This is a genomic window from Kordiimonas aquimaris, from assembly GCF_025574485.1.
GTDB lineage: Bacteria > Pseudomonadota > Alphaproteobacteria > Sphingomonadales > Kordiimonadaceae > Kordiimonas > Kordiimonas aquimaris.
The window spans coordinates 110,019-128,609 of record NZ_JAOBPO010000004.1 but is presented as its reverse complement, the minus strand read 5'-3'; the positions used below and the strand labels follow the sequence as shown (position 1 = coordinate 128,609).

The following is an 18,591-nucleotide window of genomic DNA, read 5'->3' as shown; positions in this document are numbered from 1 at the left end:
CTTAAGGTTTATCGGTCACTAATTGATATGTCCAGCGCCCGTATATATACAGACCAACACCTGCAACAATCCCGACAATCGCCATAAAATGAAACAGCACGCCAACATTATGCGCAGTATATAATTGCTGTGTTAAAACATCTGCACTTGTACCTGTAATCTTGACAAGCGCACCAAAAGCTTCATCAGCGGGCACTGCATTCACAGCCTCTTGTGTCCAACCTTTTTCGGCCAGAGCCAAGCGTGCGACTTGGTCCTTAGAAGCATACTCACCGTAAAAATATTGGCCGACAAATCCCTCAAGTGTCCACCCCAGTCCAACAGGCAACTGTGTAAAACCAAGATACATTGCCTTCTTGTCAGGCGGTGCGATATTGCCCATATATTCCAGCAACTTCGGACTGGACAGCATCTCACCAACAGAGAAAACTGCAATAGCAGCAACAGTTATCCAGGCAGCATTCGTTCCGCCAATAATGATAAACGCACCTGCAGCCAGAAAAGTACCTATTGCCATCGAATTCGCAGCCCTAAGCCGCGCACTAAATCCAGCAATCAAAAAGCAAAAAACCATAATCAAAAGTGCGTTCACATTAATCAGGCCTTCAGGCAAAATATAGGTGCCTGTATCGTCCATAACCCAGAAACGTTTCGCAAGTGCTGATGGTTCAGAGCTTCCCCATATAGAGGAAACAAGGGTTTTAGTATTGACCCAATCATCAAAATAAAGCGGCCCTACGTCCCAGTATAGATAAAACATAAACCACCAACCCGAGAATAAAACCATGTACCAGATCAGCAAAGGTTGCTTAAGTTCGCTCAAAGCTTCTCGCCATAATGGCGCCTCGGTAATCTCGCCATTTTTCACGCGCTCGCGGTGATCAAGACGCGCTTGTTTGTCTGGTTCGCGGTACGTTGCAAGCAACAAAAAGTTGATCGATATTATGGCCGCACAGGCATAAAAAACATTCTCCCATGCAAGCTGCCTCATGTATCCCGCAACAATTGGCCCTAGAAAACCGCCAATGTTGACGGTTTGATAAAAGACACCCCAAGCAACAGAGCTATTACGGCGATTACTGGCCTTAACGATTGTTCCCTGAAGACCCGGCTTAAAAATACCTGTGCCAAAAGCCAACACCACAGCGCCGATAAGAAAGCCCCAAAAGGAGGCAAACCAAGCCATAATAAGATAGCCAAGTATCTTAAACACGGTAGAAGCAAAGATGGTTTCCTTGTAGCCATACCGATCGGACAAACCACCTGTTAAAACCGGCACCCATGCTTGCACCATCGCCCAAATGCTGAATATTATGCCAAGCTCGGCACCACCCAGACCCAAGCCTCCTTCTGCGATAGAGTCCCGACCATAAAGGCCAGCCACAGTACGAACACCATAAAAGGCGAGCCGCTCGATCATCTCCATACCGCCGCATATCCAGAACACATAGGAAAGACTGGCTAAGGCAGCAAAAGTACCAAGTTGCTCAACGTCCTTAACGCTGGTGGATTTAATATCAATGTTTTGTTCGCTCATAACCGCTCTTTACAATAGTGATATATGTATTCCTATCTGTGATGATAGAAACCGTTCTAAACCAGCAAAGTCAAAGAACATTGAGCTCAAGCGTTTGTATGCTGCGATTGATGCGCATATAATCTCACGCTTCAGCAATAATTTAAAAAGGTACGGACACACCAATTTTTTTATCTAAAGCTTCCCGGTATACAGCCCAGCCTGCATGTATATCCTGGGCTGCATTGCCCAAAGACTTGTATAAGGTGATTTGATCATCGCTTTCTCGACCCGATTTATTCCCAAGCAAAACATCGCCGATTTCACCAGCGATATCGTTGCGGCTAAAAACACCTTCTTGTTCAGGAATTATAAGATCACCCGCTTCTTTGAAAGCTGTATCGACAGTTTCCACATAAACTGCGCTGTTTAAGATCGTTTGTGTGTCGACTTCGCGTGCGTCCGCTGTATGTGCACCAACAATATTCAGGTGTGCTCCAGCCGTTAACCACTTGCCAAAGACCAACGGACTACTTGCTCCAGAAACAGTTGTCACAACATCGCATCTTGCAGCTTCTTTTTTGTCGTTGGTTGCGCGGACATACGTATTGAACTCATCAGATAGTTTGTTTGCCAGTTCCTCAGCTTTCATTTCATTACGTGCCCAAATAATTGTCTCTTTAACATTCGGGCGAGCAGCTAGAACAGCTGCGGCATGTGTACTGGCTTGAACACCGGCACCAAATATACCGTGCGTTTGGACATCTTTGCGGGCTAACAACTGTGTAGCCATGCCTGATGCTGCAGCAGTTCGTATAGCTGTAAGCGCAGCTCCATGAATAATGGCAATCGGCGCACCTGTTCCATGATCAAAAAGGCTGATAAAACCCTGAATAACAGGCAGGCCTCTATCTACGTTTGCAGCGTGCAGGCTAATCAGTTTTGCTCCATATGTATCCGGCCCAAGACTAGAGCCCGGCATAAGCAAGAGACTACCTGAACCATCATGCAACGACACGGATCGGCGTAGCGGTACCGTAACTGCTTTACGCGTAACAGCGACGGCAGCAGCTTTCATTGCATCCATACAAAGCGGCATGGTCAAAAGCTTACGCACACTAGGCGCATCTATAATCAGCAAATCAGACATCAGGCCTCCTTCGATAAGAACCTCAATGTAGCGCATTGCAAACAAAAAACACTACTATGAAACGGTTTGGGATTCTGAGTGATTGCGTTACTGTTGGTATGGGTTTGACGCACAAAGGGGATTTGCCATGGCTGGCTTCACGTTCAAGGTTATTATTGCTGTAGTTACAATAATAGCAGGATCAATAGGATTACAGGCGCAGAATAATACCGCTGAAACCATAGTTATCAAAGCCGGGCTTATACTAGATGGTCTTGGTCAGTCGGTGGCGGCGCGTGACATCATCGTACGCGATGGCAAGATTATTGACATAGTTGAAGCAGGCAAAGGCGAAGGTAGTCGTGTTCTGGATTGGTCTGAGTATACTGTAATGCCAGGCATTATTGATACGCATGTCCATCTTGGTTGGCACTTTGGCCCTGATGGCCGCTGGGACATTGATGCAAAACCGAAAGATCATGTTCTTTATGCAACTGAAAACGCATACAGCATGATGAAAGCAGGCGTAACAACTGTACAATCACTGGGTGGCCCCGAAGACGGTCCGGTACGTGACATGCTTAACCGCGGCTTAGTGCCAGGACCGCGTGTACTCACCTCAATGGGCGCACTGTTCGAGCGCACTGGAGACCCTGATGCCATGCGCGAGAGGGTACGCGAATTAAAAGCCGAAGGTGCTGACGTAATCAAAATATTTGGCTCCGAGAGCATTCGCACAGGTGGCGCACCAAACTTATCACAAGAACAACTTGATGCAGCTTGCGGCGAAGCCAAGCAACAAGGGTTGCGTGCTGTCGTTCATGCTCACGGCCCTGAAGCGGCGCTGCGAGCCAGCAGAGCAGGATGCAATGCTGTCGAACACGGCGCCCTACTTGACCGAAAAACTTTGGTTAGCCTTGCAGAGAACGGTACCTACTATGCGCCGCATACACATCTGATTTTCCAAAATTACTTCGACAATCAAGACCGTTACTCAGGCATTGGCAATTTTAATGAGGCTGGCTTTGAAGGTTTGCAAGCGGCTATTCCCAAATCATTAGAAGCATTCAAAGCTGCACTTACAGTACCAAACTTGAATATCTTGTTTGGAACAGATGCAGTAGCTGGGGCACATGGCCGCAATATGGAAGAGCTGATTTACCGCGTTAATGTTGGCGGGCAGCCTGCAATGGATGCTCTCGTGTCTGCAACCTCATTAGCCGCCACTTCGCTCAACATGGGCGATCAGATTGGTACAATCGCCCCTGGTTACTTGGCTGATTTAATAGCCATCAAAGGCAACCCTCATCAAGACATTGAAGCGCTCAATAATGTGGATGTTGTAATGATTAATGGTGAAATTCGCTGGACTAAATAACCAACAACAAACTGAGATAACTATGACAAAAAAAACACTTAAACCAGCTACTATTGCAGCACGAGCGGCAGGTGCTATTGATCAAACATCTGGCGGTGTCGTTCCATCTATTCAGCTATCCACCACATATGCACGCAACAGCGAATATGCGCTGATAAATCCAGATAATGCTTATGGGCGAGACGACCGAGACAACATCCGACTGGCGGAAACCATTCTTGCAAAACTTGAAAACGCAAAAGAAAGCCTGCTCTTTCCATCCGGCATGGCTGCCACTGCCGCAGTTTTCAGAACAATACCCAATAAGTCATGCGTTGTTGTGCAAACAAATATCTATTGGGGTACTCTTAAATGGATTCAAGCTTTCTGCGCGCGCCGTGAAATTGAGCTTCACGAATTGGATACGCCTGACAATAGCCAACTCAAAAACGCCTGTGAAAACTACAAGCCCGCTTTAGTTCTCATCGAAACACCGTCAAATCCATGGTTAAAAACAACCGATATTGTATTTGCATCCAAGTGTGCAAAATCAGTAGGTGCCCTTCTTCTTGTGGACGGCACAGCCGCCACCCCTATTCTCACAAAGGCGCTCGACCTCGGGGCAGACATTGTAATGCAGTCCGCAACAAAAGCGATAAATGGTCATTCTGACGTGTTGGCAGGTGTGCTTTCCACGAACGCTGTTGATACTCTCGTTTGGGAAGAAATCAAAACAGACCGCCACGATGCTGGCGCTGTACTGAGTGCATTCGACGCATGGCTTCTAGTGCGCGGCATGCGCACACTTCCGCTAAGAATGGAGCGCATGTGCAGTAATGCGCAAAAAGTCGCAGAATATCTTGAGAAACATCCACATATTTCCCGTGTGTTGTACCCGGGTTTGCCTAGTCATGAAGGATATAAATTGGCTTCCTCGCAAATGACCGGTGGATACGGCTGTTTGATGTCATTTCTGGTAAATGGTTCCCCTGACGATGCTCTTAAAGTTGCCGGAAATCTGCATTTGTTTCATCGGGCCACATCACTCGGGGGTGTTGAGAGCCTTGTGGAACATAGACATACTATAGAACCACACACCGGCATTCCGGAAAACCTGTTACGTATCTCTGTCGGTATCGAAGACGCAAGTGACCTGATATCTGACCTAAATCAGGCGCTTAATTCAGTTTTCGAATGATTGTATATTACCAATTTGATTAATAAATTTGCTTCACTTTATCATGCGCGCCTTAGCAATTCTGGTGCCGCGAAACGTGCCTATCCACGCCGTGTCACCAATCTGAATAGCTGTCGTTGCACCACCAAACAAATCCGAGGCTTCCTCATCGACAACCGTTTTTATCTCTAGTGTCCGAGGGTTAAATTTTGCTACCTGATAATCAAACGAGCAAACCTCAACTTCGGAGCGAATGCAGTCAAAAATAGCCTGCTTGCTCTCAACAACCTGCCCTGCAATCAACAGATCACCGTCAGGTGCATAACGAATATTGTCTGGCTGTAAGTTGCCCAAGTCTATTGTGCGAACGTCATACGTATCCCGCGTCAATACCCGCAGTGTATTATCCGCCCAACCAGCGATGTATAGAAACCGCCCGTCCTTTGATACTTCAATGCCGTTGTTACCGGAAAACTCACTATTGGGCAGGCGTTTCCAACCTTCAGCAGGCTGCCATTCCAAAACGAAACCACTAGGCTTCCCCGCGATCAGTTTTTTAAAACTATCTGGGTCAGTACGTGTTGTGATGCTGGTTGTGGCAAAACCACCAGCAGGCAAATAAGCAACCGAATTCAATGAAGCATCTTCAGGTGCAATCACGCAACCCGACCATGTTAATGTTGGTTTTATAGTGGTCGCATCAAGGTCAAACATTTCAATAGATTCGCGTTCACCGTGATTAACCACATACAGTTGATGAACACCGTCATTGCCATAACGAATGTTAATACCGTGCACTAGAAACTGTGCCGGATCAGGCGAAGAAGGACACGCAGCATACCTATTAGATGGCGCATTATTCCATTCAGGAACTATCGTTGAAAAAGAACTATCTTTGCTATTAATCAGATAAAATCCGCCAGCGGTTTGTCCTCGTTCTGGCAAGCTTCCCGCAAGTATCCAATCAGTACCTTCTATCCTGATAAGATCTTCAACGTTACGCACATCGCAGATATAAGTTACTGCACCTTCATCCTCGCACGTATCAATCTGCTCATCAGCAGACACAGACATGGTGCCGGCATAAGCCAGCACCATTACTTTTGAGAGAGCTAGCAAACCAGCGCTTCCGATTGCTGTATTAATCAAAGTTTTTCCTTCGCATCGCAGCAGCGACATCAGGAAGGTCTTCAGCACTATTCAGATATTGTGGTTCCGCCCTAAGGTTTGTTAGTTGTTCATAAGCATAACCATATGACAGAACCTTGGCATCTTCGTCTTTAGCGCCAATGAAAGAGAAACCAACTGACAGGTTATGAATGGTGCCGGCAGGTACAGTGATATGTGGATAACCCGCAATTGCAGCCATTGAGCCCGCGCCCGGGAAAGGCGGCCAAACATCACCGTTGATAGGGTCAATACGCGATGACGGGGCGCCTGTTGGTGCCACGAGAATATCAACGTTATTATCTGCCAGCAGCTTGTCTATGCCGCCAGCACGCGTTGCCGCCTGAATACTATCGCGCGCCTTAGTGTAAACCGGATCATTCAGATCAGTCGTTTCTTCTGAGGCATCGAAAATACTTTGATCATAGAGAGCAAGCTCAACATCGGCATTATCAAGATTAAACGCAATAACGTCCGACAGTGTGCGTGTCTTAACCGTATCAGGCGTGTCTGCCAGATACTCATTAAGTGTTGATTTAAACTCGTAATACAAAACATTGAGTGCTGACGTACCAAAATCACTTGGGAACTCTGGACGCTCATCAATTTCCACCAATACGGCGCCTGCATCTTCAAGAACTTTCAGTGCAGCATTAAATTTCTCGATCACATCGTTATTTCGGCCTTGCGAATAACGCAGCACACCAACGCGCTTACCACGCAACATGTCTACATCAAGTGCAGCGACATAATCTGTTTTTGCATCACCAGTTGCCATCGCATTCAGCATCATCGCCGCACCAGTCACAGATTTTGTCATCGGACCAGCCGTGTCTTGCGACGACGAAATCGGCACAATATATTGCTGCGAAACCAAACCAACAGTTGGCTTGAAGCCAACAATACCATTCGCATTCGATGGGCAGATCACAGAACCATTGGTTTCAGTGCCAACAGTCCCCGCCGCCATTGATGCCGCAGCCCCGGCCCCAGAACCAGAACTGGAACCACAAGGGTTACGGTCAAGCATATGCGGATTACGTACCTGACCACCAAGCGCAGTCCAGCCACTCATCGAATCGTTTGAGCGAAAGTTAGCCCACTGGCTTAGATTAGCCTTACCCAGAATGATTGCACCAGCATCACGCAAACCTGCCACTAATGGACTGTCACGACCGGTAATATTGTCTTTGAGTGCAAGAGCACCAGCCGTTGTGGCCACAAGGTCTTTAGATTCGATGTTGTCTTTAAGCAGGATAGGAACGCCGTGCAATAAGCCAAGAGTTTCGCCTCTCACACGTTTTGCATCAGCCGCACGGGCATCAGCAAGCGCATTTGGATTAAGCGACAAAACGGATTGCAGCGTCGGACCATCCCAATCAACACGGTTGATACGTGCGATATAAGATTGCACCAACTCCTCGGATGTTACTTCACCCGCTTTAATGCCTGCAGCAATTTCAGGAAGCGTTTTAGCTAACCAACCATGCGGCACATAGTTTGGTGTTTCAGCGACTTGTTCTGTCTGTGTTGTAGCAGAATCATTATTATTAGACTGTGGTGAACAGGCAATCAGTGGAACCGCAGCCCAAGCAGCAATCATTAAACGTTTCACGAGGCAACCCTTTGCAAATTTCTTTTTCACAGAATGCCCCCCAATAGGCATTCTTCAATTGTGAGGACATTATCGACATATAGTTCGCCAGCCCCTGCCCCCACAAGCCAGCTGACTTTATGCCGTGTAGCAACACTTTGTAAAGCACGTGTGTCACTCAAGTTTTGTTACAAATGAAACCAGATATAACTGCCTAATTTCCACTTGATACAATTTGATACATTTTATGACAAAGCATTACACGACATCAACGCAACTTTGAGCGATAACCATTTTGTAGCCGAGAGGCACACAGAATTTAAGCGATTGGCCCCAAGGCAAGTCGCAAACGGAACGACCACCCAAAATCAGTGAGCGGCCCCTCTTTCCCGAGCAGGCTGCTCACTGATTAATTTTATTAAAGCTACTTTTGCCCCTGAAGCGGGTAAATCCGACCTTCAAACACAGTACCCCAAATAGCAATTTCCTTCAGGTTAGACGCAGGCATAACAAACGGGTCTTGTTCCAAAACGGTAAAGTCAGCTCGCTTACCTGCAGCAATACTGCCAACCTCATCTTCCATCTGCATGGCAAATGCAGCATCAATGGTTACTGCCTTTAACGCCTGATGCACAGATAAGCGCTCTTCCGGCGCCATCAACGTACCTTCTGCTGTTATGCGGTTTGCAGCAATCCATGCCAATGTAAGCGGTGCAGCAGGTGCCATGGTAAAGTCTGAATGCAACGATGTCGGTATACCTGCCCTGACCATTGCTCCTAATCTGGACATTTGCGCAGCACGGTCAGTCCCCATTCCATGGCGTGCATACATATCACCAAGCGCCCACAAATAATTGGGCTGCGCAGAAATCAACACACCCAGTCTTGCTGCACGTGTAATTTGTTCATTTGTCGCAAACCCGACATGATGCAATGTAAAACGGTGATCAAATCGCGGTTTTTCATCAAGCAGTCGCGCCAATATATTCAGTACTGCATCCATCCCTTCATCACCGTTGACATGTACATGAACCTGATAACCACTGTTCCAATAAGGCTTAATCGCTTCATAAAGCTTTGACGGTTCTGTCATCCATTTGCCTTCATGTCCGTCCGTATAGCCCGGAAAATTCATCCGCATATTTTGGGCAAAGAAACCTCCGTCTGCCAGAAACTTTACATGTCGACCTACACGTATTTGCTGTGTTGACGCGCCAGAAAATATATCCACATCCTGAATAGTTGGCGGGTTAGCCATCAAACCTGGCGCAGGAACCAGCAACATGCGAAACGGCGTTTGTTCATTGCCAAACATCTGATTGTACAATCCGGCCTCTTTTTCCAAGCCAAGATAACCGCCAACTCCCATATCACCGATTGTAGTAATGCCACCATAATGAACAAACGCACGTAGCTGATTAAGACCTCTTGTCAAACGAGTTGGCTCAAAGAAATATGGCACCATGCGACCAAGAGCGAGATCGAGCCCCATCTCGGAAAAGAAACCAGTTTTAAGGTCAACATCCTGATGATCCGCTTCTTCACCAGGATCAAAGCCCATCCATCTGAGACCTGCAGTATTAGCAACAATCTCATGGAAGGAACGCTGCATGATAATGATTGGTCGTGTTGAAGATATTGCATCAAGGTCAACACGCCTTACCTTACCGTGCCATAACTCATGATATCCCCACGTAATGAAAGGACCATCACCCGCTGGCATACTGTCCACTGCATTACTCAGAGCTGCTTTATATGCACCTTCAGTTCTTACCGGTGCCGTTTCACGACCGAGCAAATTCCAGGGCTGCGGCGTAATCCATTCTGTGTTTAATACAATCGCCGCCAGAAAAGGGTGCAGATGGTTATCAATTAACCCCGGCATAATAATTTTATCAGCAAAACGATTATCGATAATGTGCGAACGCGCATCCATCCATGATTGCAGCGTCTCCAGGCTACCCACAGCCACAATACGGCCTTCGGTTACAGCAACAGCTGTCGCGCGTGGCTGTGAGGGATTCATTGTTATTACTGACTTGGCTGTATAGATGGTTAGTGGTTCATTAGCGGCAGGAGCAAAAGACACAAAAAAAAGAATGCAAATCCCAATTAATGCAGACAATCCAACATTACGCATACGCTAACCTTCCCAATTCCAGTTTGGCAGGATGGTCTTCAGCGGCAACCGCGTCAAGGGTCAGTACATTGAGCAAAAGAAGAAACTATAAAGCTAACCCACCAATGAAGGCAGGTCAGCCTTATGATTTCTGCGATCAAATTCTAGTCTTCGCTGGCAAAACCACGATCTCTCATTAATGCCTCGATACGCACATCACGCCCTCTGAAAGCACGATATGCATCGGCAGGATCCTTGGCATTACGAATTGCAAACAGGTTATCAACCAGCTTCTTGGCAACTGCTTTGTCATAGAAACCGCCTGGCGCTTCAGCAAATGCTTCAGCTGCATCAGACGTCAGTACATCAGCCCACATATAACTGTAATATCCAGCTGAGTATCCTTCACCGGAGAAGATATGCCCAAAATGAGGGGAACGGTGACGCATAACAAGCTCAGACGGCATACCAAGGTCGGCCAGTGTTTCACGCTCAAACGCGTCAGGGTCTATGCCTTCCGGGTCTGTCGTGTGAAACCTCATATCAACTAACGCTGATGCTAAATACTCCGTAGTTGCAAACCCTTGGTTAAAGGTATCGGCCGCTTTAATCTTGGCAATCAGTTCAGCAGGCATTGGCTCACCAGTTTCGTGATGCAGCAAATAGCTGTCGATCACCGCATCAGTAGAGAGCCAACGTTCTAAAAGCTGTGATTGAAATTCGGTATAGTCACGTACACCGCTGTTTAAGGTTGGATATTCAACGTTCGATGATAACGCGTGCAATGCATGTCCAAACTCGTGGAAGAAAGTGCTGGCATCATCCCAAGACACTAACAACGGCTGCCCTTCGGCAGGTTTCACAAAGTTTGAATTGTTCGAAGAAAGAACCGTGGCTTTACCATCAAATGTTTCATGGCTGCGATATGCAGTTGCCCATGCACCAGAACGCTTACCTTGCCGGGCAAATGGATCAAGATACCAAAGACCGATATGAGCGCCTGACGTTTTATCTGTAACTTCCCAAACTTTCACATCTTCATGAAAAACCGGAACAGTGCCTTCGGGCACAGGCGTGAAATTAAAATTAAATAACTCGCCAGCGACAAAGAACATGGCCTCAGTGAGTTTATTAAGCTCAAGATATTGCTTAACTTCATCGGAGTTCAGATCATATTTCGCCTTACGCACTTTCTCTGCATAATAGCGATAATCCCAAGGCTCAATTTTGATATCTGCGCCTTCACTATCCGCAATCGCCTGCATATCAGCAACTTCTTGTGCTACACGTGCCACAGCAGAAGGCCAAACAGCTTCCATCAGGCCAATCGCCTGGTCCGGTGTTTTCGCCATACGGTTCTGCAGCCGCCACGCTGCATAGTTTTCATACCCGAGTAATTGCACACGCTCGTGGCGCAGCTTTAGAATTTTGGCAATAATTGCATTATTGTCATACTCATCGCCGTGATCGCCGCGACTATAATACATATCCCAAACATGAAACCTCAGTTCACGGTTATCCGAGTATGTCAGAAATGGATCCATGGCCGAACGTGTATTTCGAACAGCGTATTTACCCGGGCCGGGCTTGGCTTCTGCGGCAGCAGCCGCTGCGGCTAAGAAGGTTTCAGATAAACCGCTGGCTTCTGCATCATCGAAGTAAATTGCGTACTCTTCTTCATCATGCAGTACGTTGTTGGCAAATTGAGTGTGTAAACCGGCTAGTTCCTGATTGATCGCCGCATAGCGCTCCTTGGCTTCACCTGTCAGCGTTGCGCCAAAACTTGCGAAACCGTCATAGGTTAACCAAACAAGTCGCTGCTGTTCTGGTGACAATGATTGCATCTCACTGCCTTCATATATCGCCTTAATACGCGCAAATAATTTGTCATTTTGGGTAATTTTTGAGCTAAATGCCGAGATTTTTGGCGCCATTTCCTGTTGAACAGCACGAAATTCCGGGGAAGATTTATTTGAACGCCAAATACCCCAGTATGTGAAAACCCGCCCAAGATCGCTTCCTGCTTTTTCCATAGCAGCAATTGTATTATCAAACGTCGGAGCAGCAGGATTGTTAGCAATTGCTTCAATTTCAGACAGGTTCTTTTCCATCCCTGCTTCAAGGGCGCCTTTAAGGTCAGCAATATTCATTTTATCAAATGCAGGAACACCGCCGTAGGGGCCTTGCCATTCAGTTAGCAGAACGTTGTCTGTCGTTCCTGCATCAGTAATGGCCGGTGTTTCGTTTGTTGATGTATTTGTCGCGTTATCTTCTGAACACGCTGCTGTTATTAGCAATGCCACCATACTAACCGTTTTCATGAAACCATGAGTCATAGAAACCTCCCTAATGTAAACTAATGCCCTTTTATCACGCACTATTGGTTTCTATTGATTGTTTGGCAACCGTGAAAAGAAAATGCGACGAATTCCCAATAGCGCACGTCGAAACGTTCAAAACGCATTTCGTTAATAACTACACCCAACAACGCCTGATAGGCGCAGATATCTTGACACAAAGAGAAACACCTGAATTAATGTTCATCATTAATGTTTATTGGAAAATATTTGGTATTTACCGATATTCATAGAGGGTGAATAAATGGGGAAAGTACAATGATGAAGCGTAGTCTTTTAGTGTCCGTCGTTTTTGCCAGCGCCACTACAGCATTCGCTCAAGACGAACCAACTAATGTATATTGGGGCGACACCCACCTACATACATCTTATTCATTTGATGCTTTCATGAACGGCAACAAAACTGCCGACCCGGACACTGCTTATCGTTGGGCCAAAGGGCAGCCCGTTATTCATCCTTACAACCGGGCACGGGTACAGCTAGCACGCCCGCTGGATTTCCTTGTTGTGGCTGACCACGCAGAGCTAATGGGCGTTATCCGTTCCATTAACGCTGGCACAGCAGAACTGCCGGAGATGAGCGTTTGGGACAGTATAAAAAGATGGTTTACCGTCCGCGTTCTCAACTCAAAAATTGAAGACGGCACCGCAGGAGAAGTCTTTCTAACATTGCTACCTGATGCTGCAAAAAACCCGGGCGGCGACCCTGTACAAGACCCCAACAACGCTTTACCAGGCCGTGCATTCGGCGATACAAACGCCATGGAAAAAATTGCGTGGGACGAAATCGTTGACGCTGCAGAAAGGCACAATAAACCCGGTACATTCACGAGTTTCATAGGGTGGGAATGGAGTTCGCTGCCAACAGGGGCCAACTTGCACCGTATTGTCTTCTCGCCAACAAACGGCAAAACCGCCAAAATGTTTCAACCATATGGTTCAGATGATAGCCAATATCCTCAAGATCTGTGGCAATGGCTCGATGATACGTCAACACGCACCGGGGCGGATTTCGTTTCAATCCCGCATAATTCAAACATTTCCAAAGGGTACATGTTTCAGGAAACTAACCTGAAGGGTGAACCCATGACACCTGCATACGCTGAGACACGCCTACGCTGGGAACCAGTAGTAGAAATCACACAGATTAAGGGGGACAGCGAAACACATCCATCCCTTTCTCCAAATGACGAATTCGCCGACTTTGAACAATATAGTTTCTACATCCAGAAAAGTGGCGGCAACGAATATACAGCGACCAAAGCAGACTTTGTAAGGCCCGCTCTCGGCACAGGCCTGAAAATTGAAGAAAACATCGGTGTTAATCCGTTCAAGTTCGGTGTTATTGGCTCAACAGACAGTCACAGTGGCATTGCTTCTGCGGATGAAGACAACTTTTGGGGAAAGATGGCACGCGATAGCATTCCAGAAAACAAAGGCTCTTTTGGTATTGGTCGCACTGTTAATGGCTGGAACATGGCGGCACAAGGTTTGGCAGCCGTGTGGGCGGAAGAAAATAACCGAACTGCCATATTTAACGCGTTCAAACGCCGCGAAGTATACGCAACCACCGGACCACGTATGCGCGTACGTTTTTTTGCAGGGTGGGACTTCAGCACACTAAACGAACAAAGAACAAACCTTGCTGAAATTGGTTACCGTGACGGCGTGCCAATGGGCGGCGATATCGTTCGCCCAACAAACCCCGATGCCATACCTCAATTCCTGATCCACGCGGTCAAAGATCCGATGGGTGCAAATCTTGACCGCGTACAAGTCATCAAAGGTTGGTTAGACGCGGACGGAATAAACCACGAGAAAATCTATGATGTGGCCTGGTCGTCTGATCGGAGCATCGGCGAAGATGGTACTTTGGGACCTGTTGCTGATGTCGTTGACCGCAAAACGGGCCGCTTAACACAAGACGTAGGGGCACCCGAACTGATCAGCTTATGGCAGGACCCTGAATTTAATGCAGACCAACGCGCCTTCTATTATGTGCGTGTACTACAAGTGCCGACTGCCCGGCATTCGCTGCTGGATTCCATCGCTCTACAAGAAGAGCCACCAAAAGAAGGCCCACCTGTGCAACAGGAGCGTGCATATACATCTGCAATTTGGTATACGCCCTAACGGTAGGTTACAAATAGCAGGCAAAACGATGACTAAACTCTTTAAAGAACCTCTTTTGCAATTCGTGCTGGGCGGCGCATTGCTGTATGCAGCACTATCATTATTCGCACCCGACGAAGGCGCCGAAGATGATCCGCTCTTTATCTATCTTGATGAGGGGCGCTTACTCACATACCTGCAATATCAAGATAAAGCGTTTGATACAGATCAAGCGCGCCGTATCCTTGATGGCCTCAATGAAAAGACAAGACAGCAACTGGAAAACGAATACATTCGCGATGAGATCATGGTGCGCGAGGCACTTGCGCTTGGCCTGGATCAAAACGACGATGTAATTGATCAACGCCTTATTCAAAAGATGGACTTTATCTTTCAGGGCTTTGCTGAGCCAGATCAATCTATTTCAGAAATGGAACTGGCAGCCTATTTTGATGCTAACAAAGTAACTTACACCACAGATGCCGAAGCTACATTTACCCATGTCTTTTTCAACACGAATGAGCAAACGCTTGCAGAAGCCACAACAAAAGCCACAAAAGCATTAGAAACATTACAAACCAACAATGTGCCCTTTGAAGATGCAGGCAAATACGGTGATCGATTTTACTTTCTTAAAAATTATGTCAATCGACCGGAACGCATGATCAAAACCCATTTTGGTGAAACCACAGCTGCTGAGATATTTAACCCAAAAGCTTTTGATACATGGCTTGGACCTCTGCAATCTGAATATGGGTTACACCTCATAATGGTGCGCGGCGTTAAAGCTGCTCAAATTCCAGAACTCTCGGAAATTACAGATCAAGTGCAAAGTGACTTGCTAAGAGAACGCCGCGATGCTGTTCGGCGCGCAGCATTTGAGAAAGTGGCACAAAAATACACCGTACAATACGCTACGGATAAATAGTAATGATGCATATTCTGACAAAAACTTTGACCGCATTGCTATTCTTGGCTGCACTATCATCTGAAGCTTTCACGCATGAGGGGCGCCCTATCTATGTTGAAGTAACGGAGAGTAATGACGGCACGCAATCTATCAGATGGAAAATTCCACCAGTCTTAGTCTCGGGAAATGAACCGACAATTGCTATAGCTAATCAGGCGTGTCAGCAAATAGCCGGATTAGAAAGGCCCACGCTTAGCGGTTCAAAGATATATAATTGCCAGCAAAACAACGATGCTCTAAAAATCTCGCTATCTTACAAAGGCATCAATCCCGTTTTATCGACGCTCGTTCTCTATCGTCGCGCGAATGGTAGTGAATACAGCATTATGGCTGGCCCCGAAGATAGGCTTATCACTTTACCTGAAAACGAAACGTTTGCGCGGATTGCAGGACAATATACGTCATCCGGGTTTGAACATATCCTTGAAGGTTATGATCATCTGCTGTTCGTATTCTGCCTCGTTTTGCTTGTTGGACAATTCAAACGCACCTTGATTGCCATAACCGGCTTCACCTTAGGACATTCGATCACACTGGGCATGTCAGCACTGGCACAGTGGTCATTGCCGCCAACTTTTGTGGAACCACTAATTGCGTTCAGTGTGCTAATCCTCGCGACAGAGAAAGCGTCAGGTAACAAGCAAACCTTAACACACCGACACCCGACCGTAATCGCAACTGGCTTTGGCCTACTGCATGGATTTGGCTTTGGCGGCGCACTGGCAGAAGTAGGATTACCGCAAACTTTGCAGTTACAGGCGCTGGCATTTTTCAATATCGGTGTTGAACTTGGTCAGGCGCTTTTTGTGCTTGTGCTGTTTGCGCTTTATGCGATTGCACGACCCGTGTTGAATACAGTTCAGACAGCGCCTTCTCTTGAAACGCTAGGGCGACTTGCGATTTACCCCGCAGGTCTTATGGCTGGTTACTGGACTGTTGAGCGCGTTATTGGCATCTGGGCATAATAAAAGGCTGTACTTTCGTGAAGCACAGCCTTTTAGATTGTTCATTGAATGTGCAAACCGCGCCTACTCAGGGCGTGGTATCGCAGCCCATTCCTTAATAAGCTCATCATAATCAACAGTGACACCTTGAGGTTTCTCATTAGAAAGCTTGGGTTTCGGAGAACCTGGTTGATTAAGCCAGTATTCCGGGTCACGCGGTTGATTAAGCTTGGGTCCACAAACATCCTGCACACCTGCGCGTTCAAGCCGGCGCAAGATACGATCCTGCGCATTTGCAAGACTGTCCATCGCCGCTTGCGGTGTTTTCTCTCCAGAAATTGCATCGCCGATATCTTGCCACCACAACTGCGCAAGCCTCGGGTAATCCGGTACATTATTACCTGTCGGCGTCCACAACACCCGAGAATTAGAACGATAAAATTCCACAAGGCCACCAAGAGATGCAGCACGTTCTGTCATGCTGTCATCCCATATATCGCTCTCGCGAATGAACGTGAGCCCCACATGGCTTTTCTTCAAAGACACGGTTTTTGATACCGTAAACTGTGCATAAAGCCAAGCCGCCTGAGCGCGTTTGGTTGGTGTAGACTTCATCAACGTCCATGCACCTGTGTCCTGATAACCTAGCTTCATGCCTTCTTCGTAATAAGCACCGCGCGGAGATGGTGCCATGCGCCACTTGGGCTTTTCACCGTCCATCACAGCAATGCCCGGCTTAACCATGTCTGCTGTAAACGCCGTGTACCAGAATATTTGCTGTGCAATCGCTCCTTGTGCCGGTACTGGGCCAGCTTCGCTAAAGGTCATACCGCCTGCAGTAGGCGGCGCATACTTCTTCAGCCAATCAATGTATTTTTCAACAGAATAAACAGCAGCTGGCCCGTTTGTGGCACCACCACGCGCAACGCTTGAACCAACAGGGCTACAACCGTCAACACGAATACCCCACTCGTCCACAGGTGTACCGTTTGGCAAGCCCTTATCGCCTGCGCCTGCCATTGAAAGCCACGCATCAGTGAAACGCCAGCCAAGTGATGGGTCTTTTTTCCCGTAATCCATGTGACCGTATACAGTCTCACCGTCGATTTCTTTCACATCATTGGTAAAGAAATTAGCAATATCTTCGTACGCAGACCAATTGACTGGCACACCGAGGTCGTAACCATACTTGGCTTTAAACTGCACTTTAAGGTCAGGATTTGTGAACCAGTCATACCGGAACCAATAAAGATTGGCGAACTGCTGATCAGGCAGTTGGTATAGCTTGCCGTCAGAACCGGTTGTGAAAGATCTGCCAATAAAATCTTCAATGTCCAAAGTAGGCGACGTAACGGACGCACCTTCGCCAACCATCCAATCCGTCAGGTTGCGCACCTGCTGGTAACGTGTGTGCGTGCCAATCAGATCGCTATCATTGATATAGGCATCATATATGTTACGGCCAGATTGCATTTGGGTTTGCAGTTTCTCAACTACATCTCCCTCACCGATAAGATCATGATTAACCTTAATACCGGTGATTTCAAAGAAAGCCTGCGCCAACACTTTGGCTTCATATTCGTGGGTTGTCAGCGTTTCAGAAACTACATTGATTTCCATGCCCCGAAATGGCTCTGCAGCTTTGATAAACCACGCAAGTTCAGCCATTTGCTCGGTGTTGGACAGCGTTGAAGGTTGAAATTCTTCAGCAGCCCACTTCTTTACTGCAGCTTCATCTGCTGTTGAGGGCGTTGCCAATAACAACACTAGCGCGGAAACAGTGGCTTTAAGTAACGCTTTCAATGGTCTCTCCCCAGAATTTACCCAAAACAAATACAATAGATGACTTAGTGCCAAGTGTAGCTAAACCCAGCGAAAAACTGCAAGGGCATAAAGCACTGACAGTCCCAGCGCCCACCACAGGTCTGTACCGCCGAAGAACAACCAACCTAAATGGATGAAGGCACTGCTTAGCAGAGTTACAAACAAACGATCACCGCGTGTTGTCTCAAACCTGAGCATACCAAACCGCGGTGCACCACCCGGCGACAACTTTTCCCAAACCATCATGACAACTAAAAGGCATGCGATGACGCTGAAGAATGTAGCAGTAAAAGGTGTCCATCCCATCCACGCTAAATCCATATCT

The 18,591-nt window shown here is 47.2% G+C and carries 13 protein-coding genes; 5 read left to right on the top strand and 8 right to left on the bottom strand.

The annotated features are described in order from the left end of the window. Position 1: 1 nt before the first annotated feature. Positions 2-1,537 carry an MFS transporter gene (locus tag OEU88_RS13630; RefSeq protein ID WP_262695754.1) on the bottom strand — a complete coding sequence of 512 codons (1,536 nt, stop codon included), beginning with the start codon at positions 1,535-1,537 and terminating at the stop codon, positions 2-4. Between the two features lie 142 nt (positions 1,538-1,679). Continuing rightward, a complete protein-coding gene (locus OEU88_RS13625; RefSeq protein WP_262695753.1) occupies positions 1,680-2,666 on the bottom strand; it encodes an ornithine cyclodeaminase family protein in 987 nt (328 codons plus the stop codon). 127 nt (positions 2,667-2,793) lie between these two features. Between OEU88_RS13625 and OEU88_RS13620 the strand changes: the two genes are divergently transcribed. Both OEU88_RS13620 and OEU88_RS13615 read left to right on the top strand, forming a co-directional pair. Then, positions 2,794-4,023, top strand: coding sequence for an amidohydrolase family protein (locus OEU88_RS13620; RefSeq protein ID WP_262695752.1), 1,230 nt, complete (start codon positions 2,794-2,796; stop codon positions 4,021-4,023). Between the two features lie 22 nt (positions 4,024-4,045). Continuing rightward, on the top strand, positions 4,046-5,200 hold the full coding sequence (locus OEU88_RS13615) for a trans-sulfuration enzyme family protein (RefSeq protein WP_262695751.1): 1,155 nt from the start codon (positions 4,046-4,048) through the stop codon (positions 5,198-5,200). A gap of 33 nt (positions 5,201-5,233) precedes the next feature. Here OEU88_RS13615 and OEU88_RS13610 read toward each other — a convergent pair whose 3' ends face one another. The 4 genes from OEU88_RS13610 to OEU88_RS13595 all read right to left on the bottom strand — a co-directional run bounded on the left by OEU88_RS13610 (position 5,234) and on the right by OEU88_RS13595 (position 12,395). Continuing rightward, entirely contained in the window at positions 5,234-6,328 is a 1,095-nt protein-coding gene (locus OEU88_RS13610; RefSeq protein WP_262695750.1) for a YncE family protein, read from the bottom strand. Next, positions 6,321-7,949, bottom strand: coding sequence for an amidase (locus tag OEU88_RS13605; RefSeq protein ID WP_449543913.1), 1,629 nt, complete (start codon positions 7,947-7,949; stop codon positions 6,321-6,323). The genes OEU88_RS13610 and OEU88_RS13605 overlap by 8 nt, the downstream gene beginning before the upstream one ends. 415 nt (positions 7,950-8,364) lie before the next feature. Then, positions 8,365-10,080 (bottom strand): amidohydrolase, encoded by a 1,716-nt coding sequence (locus OEU88_RS13600; protein ID WP_262695748.1) that lies wholly within the window; start codon positions 10,078-10,080, stop codon positions 8,365-8,367. Positions 10,081-10,223: 143 nt separating this feature from the next. Continuing rightward, the gene (locus tag OEU88_RS13595; protein ID WP_262695747.1) at positions 10,224-12,395 is read right to left on the bottom strand and encodes a M3 family metallopeptidase; all 2,172 of its coding nucleotides are present in this window, start codon (positions 12,393-12,395) and stop codon (positions 10,224-10,226) included. Between the two features lie 279 nt (positions 12,396-12,674). Here OEU88_RS13595 and OEU88_RS13590 point away from each other — a divergent pair, with 279 nt between their 5' ends. Genes OEU88_RS13590 through OEU88_RS13580 form a run of 3 tightly spaced genes read left to right on the top strand, consistent with a single transcriptional unit; the run spans position 12,675 to position 16,463 of the window. Next, positions 12,675-14,549, top strand: coding sequence for a DUF3604 domain-containing protein (locus tag OEU88_RS13590; RefSeq protein ID WP_262695746.1), 1,875 nt, complete (start codon positions 12,675-12,677; stop codon positions 14,547-14,549). Between the two features lie 28 nt (positions 14,550-14,577). Continuing rightward, entirely contained in the window at positions 14,578-15,456 is an 879-nt protein-coding gene (locus OEU88_RS13585) for a peptidylprolyl isomerase (protein WP_262695745.1), read from the top strand. Between the two features lie 2 nt (positions 15,457-15,458). Further along, complete coding sequence (locus tag OEU88_RS13580; RefSeq protein WP_262695744.1) at positions 15,459-16,463, top strand: HupE/UreJ family protein; 1,005 nt, start codon at positions 15,459-15,461, stop codon at positions 16,461-16,463. A 63-nt stretch (positions 16,464-16,526) separates the two neighbouring features. Here OEU88_RS13580 and OEU88_RS13575 read toward each other — a convergent pair whose 3' ends face one another. Next, positions 16,527-18,209: an ABC transporter substrate-binding protein gene (locus OEU88_RS13575; protein ID WP_394805274.1), complete on the bottom strand. Its 1,683-nt coding sequence runs from the start codon at positions 18,207-18,209 to the stop codon at positions 16,527-16,529. A gap of 96 nt (positions 18,210-18,305) precedes the next feature. Further along, complete coding sequence (locus OEU88_RS13570) at positions 18,306-18,587, bottom strand: DUF2160 domain-containing protein (protein WP_262695742.1); 282 nt, start codon at positions 18,585-18,587, stop codon at positions 18,306-18,308. Positions 18,588-18,591: the final 4 nt, after the last annotated feature.